Annotated in this window: 17 protein-coding genes; 1 reads left to right on the top strand and 16 read right to left on the bottom strand. The window is 37.1% G+C overall.

Features of this window, described 5'->3' with window-relative positions; genetic code table 11:
• Positions 1-33: 33 nt before the first annotated feature.
• Complete coding sequence (locus IGJ50_RS03775; protein WP_429948955.1) at positions 34-1,194, bottom strand: galactokinase; 1,161 nt, start codon at positions 1,192-1,194, stop codon at positions 34-36.
• A gap of 159 nt (positions 1,195-1,353) precedes the next feature.
• Between IGJ50_RS03775 and IGJ50_RS03770 the strand changes: the two genes are divergently transcribed.
• Entirely contained in the window at positions 1,354-1,521 is a 168-nt protein-coding gene (locus IGJ50_RS03770; RefSeq protein WP_010760505.1) for a DUF3042 family protein, read from the top strand.
• A 467-nt stretch (positions 1,522-1,988) separates the two neighbouring features.
• Here IGJ50_RS03770 and IGJ50_RS03765 read toward each other — a convergent pair whose 3' ends face one another.
• From IGJ50_RS03765 to IGJ50_RS03695, 15 genes are all read right to left on the bottom strand, one after another.
• On the bottom strand, positions 1,989-2,432 hold the full coding sequence (locus tag IGJ50_RS03765) for a hypothetical protein (RefSeq protein WP_429948953.1): 444 nt from the start codon (positions 2,430-2,432) through the stop codon (positions 1,989-1,991).
• Positions 2,433-2,666: 234 nt separating this feature from the next.
• Entirely contained in the window at positions 2,667-4,505 is a 1,839-nt protein-coding gene (locus tag IGJ50_RS03760; protein WP_207121598.1) for an FAD/NAD(P)-binding protein, read from the bottom strand.
• Between the two features lie 26 nt (positions 4,506-4,531).
• Positions 4,532-4,900 carry a DUF488 domain-containing protein gene (locus IGJ50_RS03755; protein WP_429948951.1) on the bottom strand — a complete coding sequence of 123 codons (369 nt, stop codon included), beginning with the start codon at positions 4,898-4,900 and terminating at the stop codon, positions 4,532-4,534.
• Between the two features lie 137 nt (positions 4,901-5,037).
• Positions 5,038-5,436, bottom strand: coding sequence for a rhodanese-like domain-containing protein (locus IGJ50_RS03750; protein ID WP_069640899.1), 399 nt, complete (start codon positions 5,434-5,436; stop codon positions 5,038-5,040).
• Between the two features lie 15 nt (positions 5,437-5,451).
• On the bottom strand, positions 5,452-6,423 hold the full coding sequence (locus IGJ50_RS03745) for an ROK family glucokinase (protein ID WP_069640898.1): 972 nt from the start codon (positions 6,421-6,423) through the stop codon (positions 5,452-5,454).
• Positions 6,424-6,642, bottom strand: coding sequence for a YqgQ family protein (locus IGJ50_RS03740; RefSeq protein WP_069640897.1), 219 nt, complete (start codon positions 6,640-6,642; stop codon positions 6,424-6,426). It lies immediately after the preceding gene.
• A 17-nt stretch (positions 6,643-6,659) separates the two neighbouring features.
• Complete coding sequence (locus tag IGJ50_RS03735) at positions 6,660-7,370, bottom strand: rhomboid family intramembrane serine protease (protein WP_207121597.1); 711 nt, start codon at positions 7,368-7,370, stop codon at positions 6,660-6,662.
• 9 nt (positions 7,371-7,379) lie between these two features.
• Positions 7,380-7,919 (bottom strand): 5-formyltetrahydrofolate cyclo-ligase, encoded by a 540-nt coding sequence (locus IGJ50_RS03730; RefSeq protein WP_429948948.1) that lies wholly within the window; start codon positions 7,917-7,919, stop codon positions 7,380-7,382.
• A gap of 223 nt (positions 7,920-8,142) precedes the next feature.
• Positions 8,143-9,075, bottom strand: coding sequence for an alpha/beta fold hydrolase (locus IGJ50_RS03725; RefSeq protein WP_429948947.1), 933 nt, complete (start codon positions 9,073-9,075; stop codon positions 8,143-8,145).
• Positions 9,076-9,365: 290 nt separating this feature from the next.
• A complete protein-coding gene (locus IGJ50_RS03720) occupies positions 9,366-11,099 on the bottom strand; it encodes a Na/Pi symporter (protein ID WP_207121596.1) in 1,734 nt (577 codons plus the stop codon).
• Between the two features lie 280 nt (positions 11,100-11,379).
• Positions 11,380-12,099 (bottom strand): MIP/aquaporin family protein, encoded by a 720-nt coding sequence (locus tag IGJ50_RS03715; RefSeq protein ID WP_429948946.1) that lies wholly within the window; start codon positions 12,097-12,099, stop codon positions 11,380-11,382.
• A 1-nt stretch (position 12,100) separates the two neighbouring features.
• Positions 12,101-13,936, bottom strand: a complete 1,836-nt coding sequence (gene glpO / locus IGJ50_RS03710) for a type 1 glycerol-3-phosphate oxidase (RefSeq protein WP_429948944.1) — start codon at positions 13,934-13,936, stop codon at positions 12,101-12,103.
• Positions 13,937-13,953: 17 nt separating this feature from the next.
• Entirely contained in the window at positions 13,954-15,462 is a 1,509-nt protein-coding gene (gene glpK, locus IGJ50_RS03705) for a glycerol kinase GlpK (protein ID WP_069640890.1), read from the bottom strand.
• A 313-nt stretch (positions 15,463-15,775) separates the two neighbouring features.
• Positions 15,776-17,248: a helix-turn-helix domain-containing protein gene (locus tag IGJ50_RS03700; RefSeq protein WP_429948942.1), complete on the bottom strand. Its 1,473-nt coding sequence runs from the start codon at positions 17,246-17,248 to the stop codon at positions 15,776-15,778.
• Complete coding sequence (locus tag IGJ50_RS03695; protein ID WP_429948940.1) at positions 17,238-18,572, bottom strand: FAD-dependent oxidoreductase; 1,335 nt, start codon at positions 18,570-18,572, stop codon at positions 17,238-17,240. Before IGJ50_RS03695 ends, IGJ50_RS03700 begins: the two co-directional genes overlap by 11 nt.
• Positions 18,573-18,696: the final 124 nt, after the last annotated feature.

Genomic DNA, 18,696 nt, shown 5'->3' with positions numbered 1-18,696 from the left:
TCTCTATGACTAACCGTTTTCATCTTGTTCATTCTACAACTTTCTAGCGCCATCATCAACGTTAGCAATATAAAAATCTGCAGGATACCCGATTTTTTCTTGATAAGCTTTTCCAACCCGTTTAGTAAATCGATTGAATTCGGATTCTTTGACCAAAGCAATTGCACATCCACCAAATCCAGCGCCAGTCATTCTTGCACCTAATACGCCAGTTTGCTTCTGAGCAGCTTCTACTAATGTATCTAGTTCAATCCCTGTCACTTCATAATCATCTCTTAAAGAGGCATGTGACGCGTTTAATAATTGCCCAAACTTTCTTAAATCATTGTTGACTAGCGCTTTTTTTGCTTTGATCGTCCGCTGGTTTTCAGTAACTGCATGTTTCGCTCTCCTAATCAACCGTTCATCTACAATAACATTTTTATTTTGTTCAAAATATTCTTCAGTTAATTCACCCAATGACTCAATTGATCGTACTGTTTGTAAACGGCTCAAGGCCATTTCACATTCAGCTCGACGCTCATTGTATTTCGAATCAGCTAATTCCCTACGTTTGTTGGTATTCATGATCGCAATTACATACTCTCCAAATTCTGCAGGTACCATTTCATAATCCAAGGTATTTGTATCTAATAAAATAGCATGATCTAGCTGTCCCATACCAATTGCAAATTGATCCATAATTCCTGAGTTTACGCCAATAAAATCATTTTCAACGCGCTTCCCAATAATCACTAAATCTAGCATTGTAACGTTTAAATCAAACAAATCATTTAGAATAACACCTGTCAGTAATTCGATTGAAGCTGATGACGAAAGTCCTGCTCCATTTGGAATTGTGCCATAAAAAAGAATATCCATTCCCTGATCAATAACATGCCCTTGCTCTATTAGAAAGTGAATCATTCCTTTCGGGTAATTTGTCCAATCATCCTCATCTTTATAAGCTAAATCAGATAATGAAAGTTCGATAATTCCTAATTCAGCAAAATTTTTTGAATACAATCGAATCATTTGATCCTCACGTTTTCTAGCAACACCATATGTTCCAATCGTAATCGCTGCTGGAAAAACATAGCCACCATTATAATCGGTATGTTCTCCAATTAAATTGATTCTTCCAGGAGCAAAATAAACATCTTTTGACTCTACTCCAAAAAGTGTATGAAATAGTTCTTCTAATTCATTTTCCATCCTTGTCACCTCTTCATTCATTTTAGTAAATATATTGTAAAACATTTACTAAATTTTTACAAGTTTTTTTGTAAAACGATTACAAATTTCACTCTATTGGATTTTTTTCTTACTTTAGTTCATAATAGAAGTGTGTAAATAACAGAGAGGAGAATGTATATGAAAAAATTTATTTCAGGTATGCTTGTAGGGACAGCCGTAACATGCGCTGCAGTCGTTGGCTTTGCAGCTACCATCAAAAAAACGGTTCTTGATCCAATCGAAGAAAAAGAAGATATGATCGAGGAAAACCGTAAAAAAGCCATGCGTAAACGTATCTCTCGATAATAAGAAAAGCGAAACACGTTTGCTCAGATTTTGAGCGATATAAGAGAAATAATTTTAGCAGGGAGGTTTTCCCTGTGAATTAATTCTCGTTATCGTCGAAAAATCTAACGTGTGTAGCTAGATCAACGAAAAGCGAAACAAAGTGTTTAGCTTTCTTGAAAAAAGATAACCTGACTATGGACTGCTTCTTGTTCCATAGTCAGGTTATCTTTTTTCCGAAGAGTTAGTTTATGCGAAACAAAGTGTTTATCTGGGGTGAATAACTAAAAACGAACAACTATTGATCTGATTCCAATTAGCAATCGCTTTCTTTTTCTCAATAAATAGTTTTAGGTAGCAAATACTGGACCATCCATGTTTTTTCAAAATAGAAGTTTATAGTTACACTACATTTCTTAAACTACAAAATGAAAATCACAAGGAGTAGACACATGAAAAACACGACCCAATTCGTTATCATAGCAGTATTATTTGCTTCTGTTCTTTTTCTTACACAGGCAAAATAAACCTTTGCACAAGGAGCAGACAAAACGACCATCCATCTCGATGGACAAAACTTTATTGTATACGAAAATGGGGACATCATAGCCTAAAAAAAGTGATACAGTTATTGGAGCTGGCTTAGAAGCGGATATTTTAGGCGTTGCCAGATCACAAAGTCCAGATAAAGAGCTTTCGTCTTCTGAAGAGATAAATGAAACGTCCACATCTACTGATACAACTATTGAAACAACTGAGCAAAAAGTCTCCACGCCAAAAACATTACAAACTAGTTCTGAAAAAAACGTAGAAACAACGAAAGAGACACCTGAGCAAAGTGCTCCAGTTTCCAAATCAACAGAAAATAGCGCGAATAACCCCTTAACCTCACAATCTACTTTGTCAGAGCAACAAAGTTCGACTTCTGACACAACACCCAAAAGTGCTGTTACTGAAACTAAAAATTCCAAAGAAATTATTGGAAAGTAAAAAAAATAATAATTCTGGACGACCTGGTGTTTTTATCGTTTAATCTTCTGAGTCTGTCATAAGAAACACTCCTTTTTCCAATTAACTAGCCTTAATGTATACGAAATTTCTAGAAATTGAAAAAAATCGCTTATTTGATACCCTAAAAGTCGTATACCTTTCGAACAGTTTTTATCTTATTCTTCTTCAAAAATTTTACTAGCAATTACATCTGCCTCCCGCAAATTCCAAGCATCCGTTCCCGGCCTAGCCGTTGCTGCTGTCAACCAATGAATTCCCTCTGTTGGAATACCATAACAAAATAACTTAGCAATTATCGAACCGGTTTTTGTCTGTATTTGATTGGTTTTTCGATCAACTAAAAGTGCACCAGTTTGATGTTCTTTGCCTGAAGCTAGTTTCAATTGATGCAGACACGCTATTTCATCGCTTAAAAGCTGCTGTACTAAAGGATTTAAGCTAAATTGATTCGCCGTTTTTGGTAGTCTAGCTTCAATTAAAAAATGTGTTTTGTACTTTTTCAAGGGGCGTCTATCAGAGTAGCCAACAAATCTGCCTGCCTCAGTTTCTATCTTCATTTTTGGTCCAATCAATGTGACAATTCCTGCGTTGATCAAGGCTTGAAGCTCCTCAATTCTTTCAACTGGGGGACCGATCGACAAAAATGAATTTAGTGGTGTGAACCAATCCCATAACCATTTTTTGGTCTCTTCATCTGAAAACAACTCTTGATCCAACATAAAACGAACTTCATCACGCAAATCCTTCAAACTATCCAAAGCCGCTGCAAAAGGTCCAAATAGCGTTCCTTTCTGTGCCTCCAAAAAATCACGATGTAAATAATCAACGATAAGCTTCTGAAAATCTGTATGATCTTCTACTTGTTGTACAGGTTGTTGAATCATCGACCAGTTCCAAAAATCTTTAGACTTAATTCCATATCTTCCTAAAACTGATTGCTCACCTTTTGTTCGAATAAATGCTTCATTAAATCGTTGCTGATTTATGTTAGGATAAGAGGTCTCGATCAAGGTGGAATAATAGGCAAACTCAACTTCTTTTTTCATAAGTTCAAAAAATTGTTCAGCAGAAAAATGGCCTTTACGTTTAATCTTATTGAGACTCTTTTCCTTTAAAAAACGGGGTTGGTATTCTTGTCCATAGCCTTTTTGATTGCGCCCCCTAGCATGATAAGGAATACCTCTGCCAGAACCCGCAATAATTCGAGGCTCCTTCCCTGAAGGTCGATAAATCAATTTTCCATCCAACTCTTCAAATATGCCCCCGCGATCACTTGTTAATAGTGTAAGATAATCAAAAAAGACCAAGCCTAACCCTCTAAGCAATACTGAGGTATTCTCCGTTATTGCTTCAAGATAAGCATCAGCCGCATTTTTAGGTGAGGCATAAAACAAGCGATGTTCACTCGCATATGTTGCTAGCTCTTTTTCATTTCCGACTAATTCGTTTTCTTGATGACCTAACGCTAGAATAACGGTCTCTACTGTAGTCTCTACTGATTTTGTATAGACTAAAAATTGATTATCTTGCATTTTTACAGCTCGCACAGTATCTTTAAAGAATTTCACAGATGTTTGTTCTGTCATTCGAGTCTGCACATATTCATAAAACCATTTTTGATATACCCCATAAAGGACCCTTGTACAATGATCATTCGGTCCTAAGGTCTCACACTCTTCTAGCAATGCTGATTTATTTTTAATATTATGATTTTTGATAAATGGAATAGCGTCACTTTGTACCCATTCATAAAGATTTGGTCCTTTCGCTATAGGTCCTTTTGTACTCAGTGTTTCATCTGTAAATAAGGTCACATGAGCAGCGATCGAATTCATCAATAAAGATAAGGATTGATCTTCTCGCCAGATTTTGCCTCCTGGACCATAGGGATCGAACATCGTAATCTGTATTACTTGCTCTCCTCTTGACCATTCAACTATTCGCTCTAACACTGAAAGGCCTCTAGGCCCACCGCCAACAATCGCAATTTTCATTTTTTCCTCCCTTCAAACCTGTATCATTATGTAGTTTCTGACTGTATTGTTTCTAGCAGCTCTTTTAAGATTACTGCATTATTAAATTTTTCATCTTTGGCACTATAAACTAGCGTAATCACAGGATACTTTCTCGTAATATCCAGAAGTTCTTGAAGTGCAGATTGTGTCTCATCAGATTGCAATTCAGTTAGATATTTCTTCTTAAATACAGGAAATTTATCAGCCTCATGATTAAACCATTTACGCAATTCATTACTTGGCGCTATTTCTTTTAACCATAAATCTAAATGTTCTTTTTCTTTAGACACGCCTCTAGGCCATAAGCGATCGACTAAAACTCGATACCCATCTGTAGGTGCTATTTGCTCATATGCTCGTTTAATTTGAATCATTCTGATCACCTCATCTTTATTTTAACGTAATTAATCAAAAAAGAAACGACTTATGATGATCCTATAGATAAAAAAAAACAGAAAGACAAGCATTGTTCGGCTTTCGAACCAAGGTTTGTCTCTCTGTGTTTTATTGGTTAAGCATTTTTCTTTTTCGTTTTACCAGTCCAGCCTTCATAGCCGCCCTTTAAAATATAAAGATCTTTATAGCCATTTTTACGCAATTGATTTGCCGTACGAATACTTAATGATTTTTTTTGATCATAAATATAAACAGGTTGATCTTTACGAAGTGAATTTAATGTTGTTTTGATCGTTGTGTAAGGCATGCTGCGCGCACCAAGGATATGGCCTGCATCGAACGAGTCTTTTTCACGAACATCAATGATTTGCGCTTTTCTCATCCCCTCTTTAAATTCTTCTTCTGTAATGGTTTTAGCTGAGCGTTTTGCCATAATACGAAGATATAGCTCATTGATCCCCATTGCTAATAATATTGCTAATAGTATTCCGTTGATAATCCATAAAACGTTCATTCCAAAATCCCTCTCTTACACTTTCTCCATGAATTGTAAAGCTAGTGAAGCAGCACCAATGACGCCAGCTTCATTTCCTAATTGAGCCAATTTGACCTGGGTACTATTACGAACTTCTGGGAAAGTAAATTCTTCAAAATAGTTTTGAACACGGCTGCGTAAAAATTCACCAGCCGCAGATACTCCGCCACCGATTACTACGCTTGAAGGGTTCAAAGTGTTGCTTACATTCCCAACAGCGAGACCTAAGAAATAGCAGACACGATCAACCACCATCAAAGCAAATGCATCCTCTGCCTGCGCATAGTCAAAAACATCCTTGCTAGACACATCTTGCCCATCGTCGATTGCTTGTTTAAGCTGAGAATCTCCAGCATATTCTTCAGACATATGACGTGCAACCCGAACAACACCCGTTGCACTAGAAACAGTTTCTAAGCAGCCACGTTTACCGCAAGTACATTCAAAACCACCAGGATCAACTGTTACGTGACCAATCTCGCCAGCACAACCGTTAACGCCATGTAATAAATTGCCCTCAGCAATAATACCGCCACCAACACCTGTTCCAAGTGTGATGAAAACAACATCAGGATTGTTCTCTCCAGCACCTTTCCAGCGTTCACCTAAAGCGGCTACATTGGCATCATTATCTAAAACAAAAGGAATTCCTGTTGCCTCTTCGATTTGTATTTTTACATTTTGCTTTTTTGTCCAGTTAAGATTGTAAGCACCGACTACGGTACCTTTTTTTATGTCTACACTGCCTGGGGTGCCCATCCCGATTCCGATAAAATCTTCCTGTTTCATCTCATAAAGAGAAATTCGGTGATTGATTGATTCGATGATATCTGGCACAATATGACGGCCTTCATCTAGACTATTAGTTTCGATACTCCATTTTTGCTGAACATCTCCATCAGTTGTTAAAATCGCAAATTTGATCGTTGTTCCGCCTAAATCAATCCCGATCAATTTCTTATCCATTTACTCGATTCCTTTCTCAGTCGTCCTGCTTTCTTCAATCCGGTGTTCTCTTTGCAAGATACTTCTTGCGTGTAGATAAGTGTCTCTATCAATCAAGTGACCTTCATAAATGTTTTTCAATTCAATCATCATCAACTCGATATCATAAATTCTGGCACCTACATAAATGTAAATGCCAAATTGTTTAAATAACTGTTGTACATCATATAACGTTTCCATTTGAATGCACTTCCTTATTATACAAGTAAACTGTAATTTTTAAAACCCAAGACTAAGAAAACACCTAACAAAAATACGAATAGAATTCCAGCTATGATTCGTTCGTGGATATTAAACTCTTCCGAGCGCTCAGGAACCGCTAGAGCAGATGCTACTAAAAGTCCGCCAATCAAACCGCCGATGTGCCCCATGATATCAACAGAACTACTGAATAAATTAAAAATCAAGTTGATTCCAATGAACGTTGCATAACGTTGAACCATGAATGAGATAGCCGGATTCGTTCGGAAATGACGTCCAAGAATAATAAAAGCACCAAACAATCCAAATAAAGATGTACTTGCTCCAGCTGAGATACTTGTTTGCGTACCAAAAGTAAAGCTTACAATATTTCCAGCCACACCACTCAATAAATAAATTGCAAGATAACGCCAATGACCATAAATACTCTCAACTTGTGACCCAACATAATACAACGTCACCATATTTATAACAAAATGCAGCCAGCCGATATGAAGAAACATAGGCGTGAAAAAGCGCCAATATTGATGACCATAAAAGATATGTGGACGTGACATCGCCCCCCAATCAACTAATACTTGTCCGACTGTTGAACCTCCGGAAACTTCAGTTCCTAAAAAAACAATCGTTGTAATCCCTAATAAAATATACGTGACCAACGGTTGCTTCAATATTCTTTTGATCTTCATTTGCGTTTGATAATTCATGTGTTCCTCCTAGCTGATAAATAATCGTTTCACAGGTAGATCGAAAGGCTCTACCTGCCAGTTTTCTTGGATCTGTTCACTAAATACCAAACTACACGTTTCCCCCTGATACTGTTCTAAAAAGCGATCATAATAGCCACCACCAAAACCAATTCGAAAACCTTCAAGGGTAAATACAATTCCCGGCACGACAACTAAATCAATTACCTCAGCTGATACTTCCGGCGCAGCTACTGGCTCTTCAACACCAAATAGCGATTTTTTAAAAATAGTTTCTGGGGTTATTGAATGAAACGTTAACTGACGTTTAGCCCCTGCGATCGGCATCACTATTTGTTTGCCTTCCTGCCACCCTTGATCAAGTAAAATATGAGTATCAAATTCAAAATCTAATGGTTTCGTGACAGCAATCGTTTGGGCATTTTTCCAATAAAAATCGTTGAATAACGCTTGACTGATGTCCTGTTCCTTTTTTGCTTTTACTTCAGACTGTTTATGGAGCCATTTCAAATTTGCTAACCCTAATTTTCTTAAATGTGTCTTCTCCACAACAAACCCCTCCTAAGTTTAGATATTTGCTGGGATTGATTCCGACCAGAAAAATAAGGAAAACTGAGTTCAATATCCTTCCATCTTGCGTTTTTCTAAGAGAATCGCCCGAGAAGCTAGATTGAAAAATCCCCACAATAAATTGGCTTTAATTTTAACTCCTATATCTTTTTAACCTTACTCTGTAGTTTATAGAAAAACTGCTAAAATAGCAAACGGATTTCTAGTCTTTTCCTTTGAATTGTAGTCTTTTTTGCAGCCAGTTAGTAATTGCTTTATAGACCTCCAACTTTTCCTCTTCCAATAAAATTTCATGACGCAAATCGGTGAACAAAGCAAGTGAAACATCCTTTATTCCAGCCTCATTCAATTCTCTAGCGATCCGTCTAGGTCCCTTGCCAAAATCTCCTACAGGATCTTGTTCTCCGCTAATAACTAAGATTGGTAAGTCTTGTTCAATATTATTCGCCCAACCGCTGCGATTTGCGCCATCAACCAAACGGAATAAAGTATAAAAACCATTGTTTGTAAATGTAAAGCCCGTTAACGGGTCCTCTTCATAGCGTTTCACATTTTCCTGATTTTTACTTAGCCAGTTGAAGCTACTTGCTTCAGGAAATTGTTTGCTAAAATTACCAAAAGCCATTCTATCCAACCATTTGTTTTGTTTTTCAGGTGCGGTTTTATTTAAACCTTTTGTTAAAGAAAGAGCTAATGGCAACATAGACGCTTTTTGACCTGTTCCCATAAAAATAGCTCCCTGAATAGCTGCTTTGTACAATTGTAAATAATTGCGTAATGCAAAAGAACCCATGCTATGTCCTAACATAAAATGCGGCAAATCAGGATAGCTCGTTTCGATCCATTCTTTGATTTGATCGATATCCTCTAAAATGAATGTCACAGGATCATCCTTGCCAAAATAACCGTGTTTCGGTTCTATCTCGGAAACAGATGCACCATGTCCCAAGTGATCATGTCCGACCACTATAAAACCTAAGTTATTTAAAAACAGAGCAAAATCATGATAGCGTTCGATATATTCCGCCATTCCATGGATGATCTGAATCGTTCCGATTGCTTTTTGTTTAGGTTTCCAACAGATAAAATGACTGGTTGTTTGTTGATCTGATGACAAAAAAGTATTATGTTCCATATTTTTCCCTCTTCTCAATTGATACCTTCTATTATAAAGTATTCTTAATAAATGAAATAGTCAAATGGGCTTTTTTAAGTATTATTCTTTTAAAGCTAACTTGAAAAGAGTAAACATGAAAATACAACGAATCGGATACTCTGACATTGGTTGGATCATTAGTGTAACTAAATCAAGCATTCTAAAAAAACAGTTTTGATACTTGACAGCATTCAATCACCAGCAATTTCACAAATAGATCAAGCGAAAAAATCCTTTATGACTTTCTAGACAAGACATAAAGGATTCTTTTATTTTTGTGACTGGAAAGTAATCAAGGGATTGACCGATTGATCCACCGAGATTTCTTCTGTTCCATAACGTTCACCTAAAACATATTTAGCAATATGAATCGTTCGATCGCTCATACGTTCTAAATTGGAGGCAGTATCAATAAACAAGACCCCATCTGCTGCACGCCCTTTTCCACTATTCATGATCGAAATATATTTTTTGCGGAGCATTTTAACCATTTGATCAATTTGTGCTTCTCGACTCAGCATATGCTCAGCCATCTCTTTATCATCCTGTTCAAAAACAATCAAGGAATCTCGAATATTTTTCAGAACTTTTTCAAACAAATCTACCACATCTTCATCATATAAAATCAAGGTGTCACGGTCAGAAACCTTACCGGCTTTTTTCTCTTTTGCTTGTTGTTTCTTTTCAAGTTGAATCGCTTCATTAAGATTTTGAATGATATTGCGGCAGTGATCGCCGATTCGTTCTAGGTCTTTGGTCAATTCTAACATCATTGTCTGCTCATGGCTTTCAGAAATGGTTAATTCGGTTGCTGAAAGCTGAACTAAATATTCAGTCAAACGATTGTCAGTATCATTGATCGCCGTTTCATACTGACTTGCATTTTCCATATCGATACTATTTTGATTTTCATAATAAGCCTTCGTTGCTTCAAAAGCACCTAAGACGTACTCACCCATTTGCAGCAATTCTATTTTTGCCTGATTTAAAGCTAAAGTAGCTGAGTTTTGAATAATCGATTCATTCAAATTGGATGGCTTAAAATCAATGCTTTTGTCTTTTCCAGGAATAATTTTGCGCACAAGCAGCTCGATTTTATCGATAAACCAAAATTGAATCAGTAAATTAGATACATTAAACAATCCATGGGCTACAGCAATCTGCATTGCTGGTTTCAAATTTAGCACAGTAGAAATACGAACCACCACTGCTGTAAACGGAGTTAATAGTATTGTGAAAATAATCGCACCAACTAGGTTAAATACAACATGAGATGCTGCCGTTCGCTTGGCAGCTACACTAACGCCGAATGCAGCAATCACAGCGGTGATCGTTGTACCAATATTATCGCCAAACAGAATCGGTAAAACCGATTCAATTGCCATACTTCCTTGACTATACAATTGTTGTAAAATACCAATCGTGGCACTGGAACTTTGTAACACCATCGTAAGGAGCGTACCGATTCCTACTCCTAAAACTGGATGATGAGAAACATCCACCATTAAATCTGCGAATTGCGGTAACTGGCTTAGGGGAGCCATGCCTTCACCCATTAATTTCAGTCCATAAAATAGACAACCGAAACCAAATAAAATCTGTCCAATATTATTGACTCGCTCTCTTTTCGAAAAGAAAAGCAAGATCGAGCCCACACCAATGATCGGTAAAGAATAAGAGCTTAAATTAAATCCAATGATAAATGCGGTGACTGTGGTTCCCACATTAGCTCCCATAATGACACCAATTGCCTGGCGTAAAGTCATGAATCCAACACTAACTAAACCAACCGTAAGTACTGTAGTACCTGAACTACTTTGAATAATAGCGGTGACGATCAATCCTGCTAAGACTGAACGTAACGGCGTTGATGTAAACGTATTTAAAATTTCCCGCAGCGAATCTCCCGCAGACTTCTGCAGACCATCCCCCATATACTTCATACCAAATAGAAAAATCCCTAATCCACCGAGAAAAGGAAATAATATTTCTTGATAGGACACATTTGTTCCTCCTTTATATTAGAAGTATCATAGACTAGTCATGTACTCTTTAGCTATCAGAAAAAGCAACTTCTTTTTAAGGGTACAAAAAATCAAGCCTTTTGTAAATGGAATATTGAATTCTTTCACATAAAAATTAATCAGAAGCTAACTTAATAGTAGTATAAAACAAAATAAAGAGACTAAGACGCAACTCTATGAGTCACCCCCAGTCTCTTAAAATCTCCCTAAATCTTGAAGTAAAAATAACAACTAGTCAGGTTGTTTTATATGAAAACAATCAAACCATCATCATATAGACGCCAGAAGCCACAACTGCTCCCACAACTGGTCCAACAATAGGAACCCAGGAATAGCCCCAATCAGAATCACCTTTAGTCGAAATCGGCAATAACTGATGTGCTAAACGAGGGCCGAAATCACGCGCTGGATTGATCGCATATCCTGTTGGGCCGCCTAAAGACAAACCAATTGATAAAATCAACGCTCCCACAACCAATGGATTTAACCCATCTGTAAAACTATGTTGTGAAAATGACAGCAATCCTAAAACTAAAACAAAGGTACCAATCACTTCAGTAATCATATTCGCTGGATAATTTCGAATAGCTGGACCTGTGGCAAATGTTCCCAAGATTGCACCTTGATCTTTTGTGACCTGCCAGTGAGGTAAGTAAGCTAACCACACTAAAACTGCACCTAATAGCGCACCTAATACTTGTGCAATGATAAACGGTACAACCAAACTCCATTCAAAACTACCCGTCATCGCCATTGCAACCGTCACTGCTGGATTCAAGTGCGCTGGTCCCATGTACCCTGCAACATAAACAGCAATCGTCACAGCCATCGCCCAACCAAAAGCAATCACGATCCAGCCAGAAGCTTCAGCTTTACTTTTCTTTAAATTAACAGCCGCACAAACACCATCACCTAAAAGAATCAAAATCATTGTCCCTAAAAATTCACTGAAAATCTGTGTCATATTGGAAGTATCCATGTTACTTCGCCCCTTCTTTCAAAGTACTCAAGTCAGATTCTGCTATCAATTGATTTAACTCACGTGTATAGTGTTCTTTTTGTTCTTTAGACCACTCATAATAATGACTCATTTCTAAAATCACGCCTTGTTTGACTTCATCGAGCGTATCTCTCATAAAGAGCAAGTGATTCGTTCTACGCACAAGATAATCGGCTGGTGTCAGCACCATCTCATTATCTAAAGCATAGTGTAAGGCTAACGTTTCAGCCAAACTTAAACCGGCTACTGGTTCAGTTACTTTGATTTTTTCAAAAAGTTCAGTCACGTTTGAACCATAGAGATGAACCAAATATTCTGCTGCATCTTGGCTCAACCCTTTTTCCAAACCAATTGTGGCAAGATTATTTAATTCTGTCTCCACGTTTGCTGCATCAAGATTTCCTCCAGAAACAGGATATGTTTTAGAATCAATCAACTCAAATACACAATCAAATTCTTCTTTCAAAATACGTTGAATTTCTTTCAAAGCACCCTCAGCCATCTTACGGTAATCGGTAATTTTACCACCAGATAAGGTCAACAAACCATCATCTGAGCGTTCTAACAAACTACCACGAGAAACTGCAGAAGGATTTTCTTTACTTTCAGCCAGTGAATCTTCTAAGTGATTCAAGACATTTTCCACATCAAAACGGGTTGCTTGCTGATGTTTATACTTATCAACGATATCAATTACTTGATCGAAACTTTCATCGGAGACTTTGCCATTATTACCGCCATTGTAATCTGAGCCGCCATTTTCTGAAATCAACGGTCTAAGTCCCGCCCAGCTTGCTTCGATGTCATTGATCGTCACGTTTGCTTTAGGATAATGACTATTGACGATTTCTAACAAATAATCGACATCTTCTTGCGTAACAGTAGGATGTTCATAATCTCCAGTATAATCTGTATCCGTCGTGCCAAAATAGGTTTTCTTTTCTCTAGGAACAACGAAGACCATCCGCCCATCGTGTTTACCTGTATCAAAATAAGTTGGTTGTGGGACATACAATTTGCTACTGTCTACCACAAGATGGACCCCTTTTGTCGGACGCATTTGCGGCACTAGCTTCTCTTTCGCATCCAAACCACGAACTTTATCGGACCAAGGCCCTGTCGTATTGATAACAACTTTCGCTTTGATATCAAATTGTTCACCAGCCAGTAGATCTTCTGCTTTTACACCGATGATTTTGCCTTGAGCATTTTGAATAAAGCCTACCGCCTTAACTTTACTGACCATCAACCCACCATCTGTTGCAGCACGCTTGATATTTTCGATGACAAGACGAGCATCATTATTTCTAAAATCTAGATAGACGCCGCCACCTTGTAAACCTTCACTTTTCAACTGAGGTTCTCTTTCTAATACTTCCTCTTTGGTCAGTGTATAATTCTCATATTTAGTGCCGATAACATTTGCTAGGCGGTCATAAAGATCCATTGCCACTTTGACCGAAAACATATTGAATGTTGCTTTTGGCTCATCATAAATTGGTAATAGCATTGGATCAGGCTTTGGAATATGAGGTGCAATGGCTTGAACAACTGACCGCTCTTGAACTGTATCTGCAACAACTTCTACATCAAAATTTTTCAAATAACGAATCCCGCCATGGACTAATTTCGTCGAGCGTGAAGAGGTTCCTTCCGCAAAGTCCTGCATTTCGATCAACCCTGTTTTCATGCCAGCAGCACTAGCTTGTAAGGCAACACCCGCACCTGTAATACCACCGCCAATGATCAATAAATCTAATTCTTCAGACTTCATCTTTTCAATGGATGCTTGTCTGTTTTTAATTGAAAATGACATACCACTCACTTCTTCCTTTATTTTGATTTATGTTTGAACATTTGTGTGGCAGCGACAGCTTGTTGCCAGCCTTCGTATAAATCATCACGTTCTTCATCAGACATTTTCGCTTCAAACACTTGGCCATCTTCGTAGAACGCTTTTAATTCATCAAGATCTTTCCAAAAGCCAACCGCTAAACCTGCTAAAAAGGCTGCGCCTAAGGCTGTTGTTTCCAAATTTTGGGCTTTTTGAACAGACGTATTTAAAATATCTGCTTGGAATTGCATCAATAAATCATTATTAGCGGCGCCTCCATCTACTTTTAAGATGGGAATAGCGATACCTGTATCTTTTTGCATCGTATCAATGATATCCCGCACTTGATAAGCGACCGATTGCAGTGTTGCTTTTACAAAATCTTCTCTGGTTGTTCCACGAGTTAAACCGAACACAGCACCTCTTGCATCTGAGTCCCAATAAGGTGCCCCCAAACCTGTAAATGCTGGTACGACATAAACTTCATTTTTATTATGTGATTCATTTGCTACAGCTTCTGATTCTGCAGCCGTTTGAATCATCTTCAAACCATCACGCAGCCATTGAATCGCTGAACCAGCTACGAAAATACTTCCTTCCAAAGCATAATAGACTTTTCCATTGATACCATAGCCTACTGTGGTTAATAAATTGTTATCAGAAAGCTGTGGTTTTTCTCCTGTATTCATCACAATAAATGAACCTGTGCCATACGTATTTTTGACCATTCCAGGTTCAAAAGCCATTTGTCCAAACAATGCTGCTTGTTGGTCACCTGCCATACCTGAGATGGGAATTTCGCTTCCATAAAAATGATAATTTTTTGTCAGTCCATAAACTTCAGAATTTGATGTGGCTTTTGGTAACATTACACGAGGAATGTTTAAAATATCTAAAATCTCTTGATCCCAATCTAAATCATGGATATTAAATAGCATCGTTCGACTCGCATTAGAATAATCTGTTACGTGCGTTTCCCCACCTGTCAGCTTCCACACTAACCAAGAATCAATGGTTCCAAATAACAGTTCACCTTTTTCAGCTCGTGCTTGGGCTCCTTCAACATTATCTAAAATCCAGCGAATCTTTGTTGCTGAAAAATAAGCATCAATAATCAAACCAGTTCTTTCATGAATCATGTCCGCATGTCCATCTTCTTTTAATTGATCAGCGATTGGTGAGGATTGTCGAGATTGCCATACAATCGCATTATAGATCGGCAAACCTGTTTGCTTATCCCAAACGACGGTCGTTTCACGTTGGTTCGTAATACCAATACCTGCAATATCAGAAGGTTTAACTCCTGATTCAATCAATGCGCCCGCGATAACAGACTGAACAGAATTCCAAATTTCATTTGCATTATGCTCTACCCAACCAGCCTTAGGAAAAATTTGTGTAAACTCTTTTTGTGAACTACCAATATTATTCCCTTTTTTGTCAAAAATAATTGCTCTTGAACTCGTTGTCCCTTGGTCGATCGCCATGATGTACTTTTGCTCTGTCATTGATGATTCCTCCTAATTTTAAAGCTGAACGAGCTCGTCTTACCTCGACTGAAAAATAGGAAAAATTGATTGAGGTGTTCTTTGCCTCACTCCATTTTTATCTTTTTTCCGAGAGGTTAGCTCGTAAAGCCAGCTTTTTTGTAAACGCTTTATATCCTATGTATTCATCATAATCGCAAATGCTTTCTTAAAAACGTCATTTTTTTTTTTATTTCCAAAATAATTGAAAGTTTTTCCGTGGATCGCTCTTTTAGCAACAAAGAACCAAGAACAAAATCAACCAGCATTTTGTTTTTGGTCCTTTTAAACGAATTTATTTTTTATGACGCAACGCTCGAATTTTCATTCTAATTTGATTGATATCATAGGTCGAACCTAATTCGGACAACACATAAACCTCTTTTACAGAACGATAAGCATTCGGCTTACTAACATTTGTAATAATCAAATCATACTTTTTTTTTGAATCATATGCCTCTATTGTTAACCCATTCAAATTTTTCAAACTCAAAACTAATACTTGTGTCAGCACTTCTTTATATAAATGATCCATTTTCAAGTCAATACCGATCCATGTTTCACCAACAATCTCAAAATCAATGATTGCTAAAACGCTTAAATATGTTACTAATGACCATTCATGTAAACTATTACCCTCTTCATAACTTTCATCAAAATATTCCAAACTTTTCTCCAAAAGTACATGTGAGAAGTCTGCTAATTGATAACTAGAAAAGTTCTGTTCTTTTTGCCAAATATTTTCTCGATCAAACAGTTCCAATTCACCCTTAAAAAAGTATAAACGACTATGAATTTGAGAAAAATAATAAAAAATCTTTTTCTCTAATGCTGGAAAAAATTTTTGTGGACGATAATATAAAATCACATGTTCCAACACAAACGTATCCGCCAAAGATGTTGGTGTCCGTCGCCCTCGAATCAAACTATAGTCAGCAAAATCCGTTTCTGTCAACACTGACATGCTTGTTAAAAAAATAAAATGAAGTAAGCCCTCTTCTTCATCGATTTCTAATGGATAGCGACTAAAAAAGCGTAAAACAAAAGAACGAACTATTTTAAAAAAGGGGTCCTGTTCATATAACTGACTTTTACTAGACAATTCTTTAAATATTTTGTGTTGCACTACGATTCGTTTTTTACTGATTGTCAGCCATAAACTGATTTTTAAGCGACCATGCTCTTCAAATGAAAGATTCAACGCTTTTTCTAAAGATTCGATAATTCTAGCATTTTGAACCGTCAGTGTTTTTTCTTGATGAACTTCATATGGCGTTAAAAACCAATAGACTTGAAAGTAAAAATAACGTATTTGTAGTTCTTCCCCTTTTAACTGACCATTGCGGATTTTAAGACCAAACTCCTTTAATAGTTGGTTTAGCTCTTTAATTTTTCGAAATAATGAAGACTCACTGGTCATAAACTTCGTGGTCAACTGAGCGATTGTAAATTCACGATAATGGAATAAATAATCGATCAGTTCAAATTTGATTGAGGCACGAAGATAATCGTCCAAGACTTGACTTATAGAAAACTGGTCTGACATCTGAACGACCACACATTGTCCATCATAAAATAGCGAGCATTTATTTTCATATGGTTTTAAATGATAGGCTAGTTCTTTTAAATCACTTTCAAAAGAAGCCTTTGAAACACCTAAATGATCCAACAATTCAATATCAGTGATTCGTCCGCCTGCTAAAATCACCTTTTTTAAAATCTCAACTTCTCTTGCTTCTTTTTTATCTAATAATTCTTCAATTTTCATCCGCTTCACTCCACAAACCTTCTAAGCCTAACTGATTCGTGATATCGAGAACATTTGAATAATAAGGATGATATAAAAAATCTTTCTGATAAAGTTCCTCAAGTGTTTGCTCCATTTGAATACTCATTGCTAACGTATTGATTTTCTCTAATATATCGGCTTTTGAAACCAGCTGTGCCCCTAAAACCTTGTGACTTTCCTTTTCAAAAATAATTTTTCCGTAAATCGTTTCACTTCCCAAAAATAACGAACCTTTTTGCTGTACATGTGCTGTAGAAATAGGCTGATCATGAAAAGAACCTTCTGCTTCCGTCAGTCCAGTACTTGCTATGTAATAATCAACAAGTTTTGTTCCAATCGTTCGAATCGAACCAACAAATGGTCTTGTAGGTTGCATTAGATTTTCAGCCACGACTAATCCTGTCCTAACTGCATTGTTGACTAAGGGAATATAAAAGGACTCATCTGACAGACTATAAGGTACCTGAATGCAGTCGCCTATTGCAAAAATATCCACATGAGAAGTTTGTAAGTACTCATCCACAAAAACTGTCTGATCCGTATGCATTTTAATCTGACCATCCAAATAAGCTAAGTCTGGGCGCACATTCATGGCAAAAATTGCACTATCACATAACAACTGGGATTTTTTGGTTTCGATCATAAGCCCCTCATCTCCATCTGTTATCTTTGCAACAGTTTCATCGAAATGAAACACGACACCGCGGTTGGTCATTTCTTCTTGGACCGGTCTAATCATTTCTTCATCAAAATATTTAAACAATAAGTAATCCATACGCTCAAAAAGATGAACTGCTTTACCCATCTTTAAAAGCGTATCTGCCGCTTCTCCGCCAATTTGTCCCCCACCGATTACGGCTACTTTATCACTGTTTTGTAATTGCTCAATCGCCTTTAACACACCAGATAAAAATTTATATTTTAACACTTTCTCCGAATCACTCCCCGGAATATTCTGAGCCCATTGACTAGAACCTGTTGCTAAAATTAATTTATCGAACGACATCACACATTCTTTTTCTTTTTCCATGTATTTAACAATATGTTGTTTTGAATCTATGCTAATTACTTTTGCACTTAGTAGTAAAGAAATGCCCCATTCTTCTAGTTGTTGCTCCGAAATAAATTGCGCTTTTTCAATAGGATCGATCGTTTCATTAAAATAAAGATTGATGCCGCCAGGTAGATAGCCAATCGTTGCTTGCTTTTCAATTAAATGAATTTCAGCTGCAGGGTGTTTTTTTCTGATTGCCACAGCGGCCGACACTCCTGCAAAAGAAGCCCCAATGATGACGATTTTCACAATAAGACCTTCTTTCTGTATAAGTAAAACGTTTTCTTAAAGGATAGCATACGCTTGACCTAAACGTATAGACATACGCTGATTTGTGTTGATTTTTTAATAAAAAATGACCTGTTTGCTCTAT

The organism is Enterococcus sp. AZ101, assembly GCF_050499005.1.
Lineage (GTDB): Bacteria > Bacillota > Bacilli > Lactobacillales > Enterococcaceae > Enterococcus_L > Enterococcus_L ureilyticus.
This window is presented reverse-complemented; position numbering and strand designations above follow the sequence as displayed.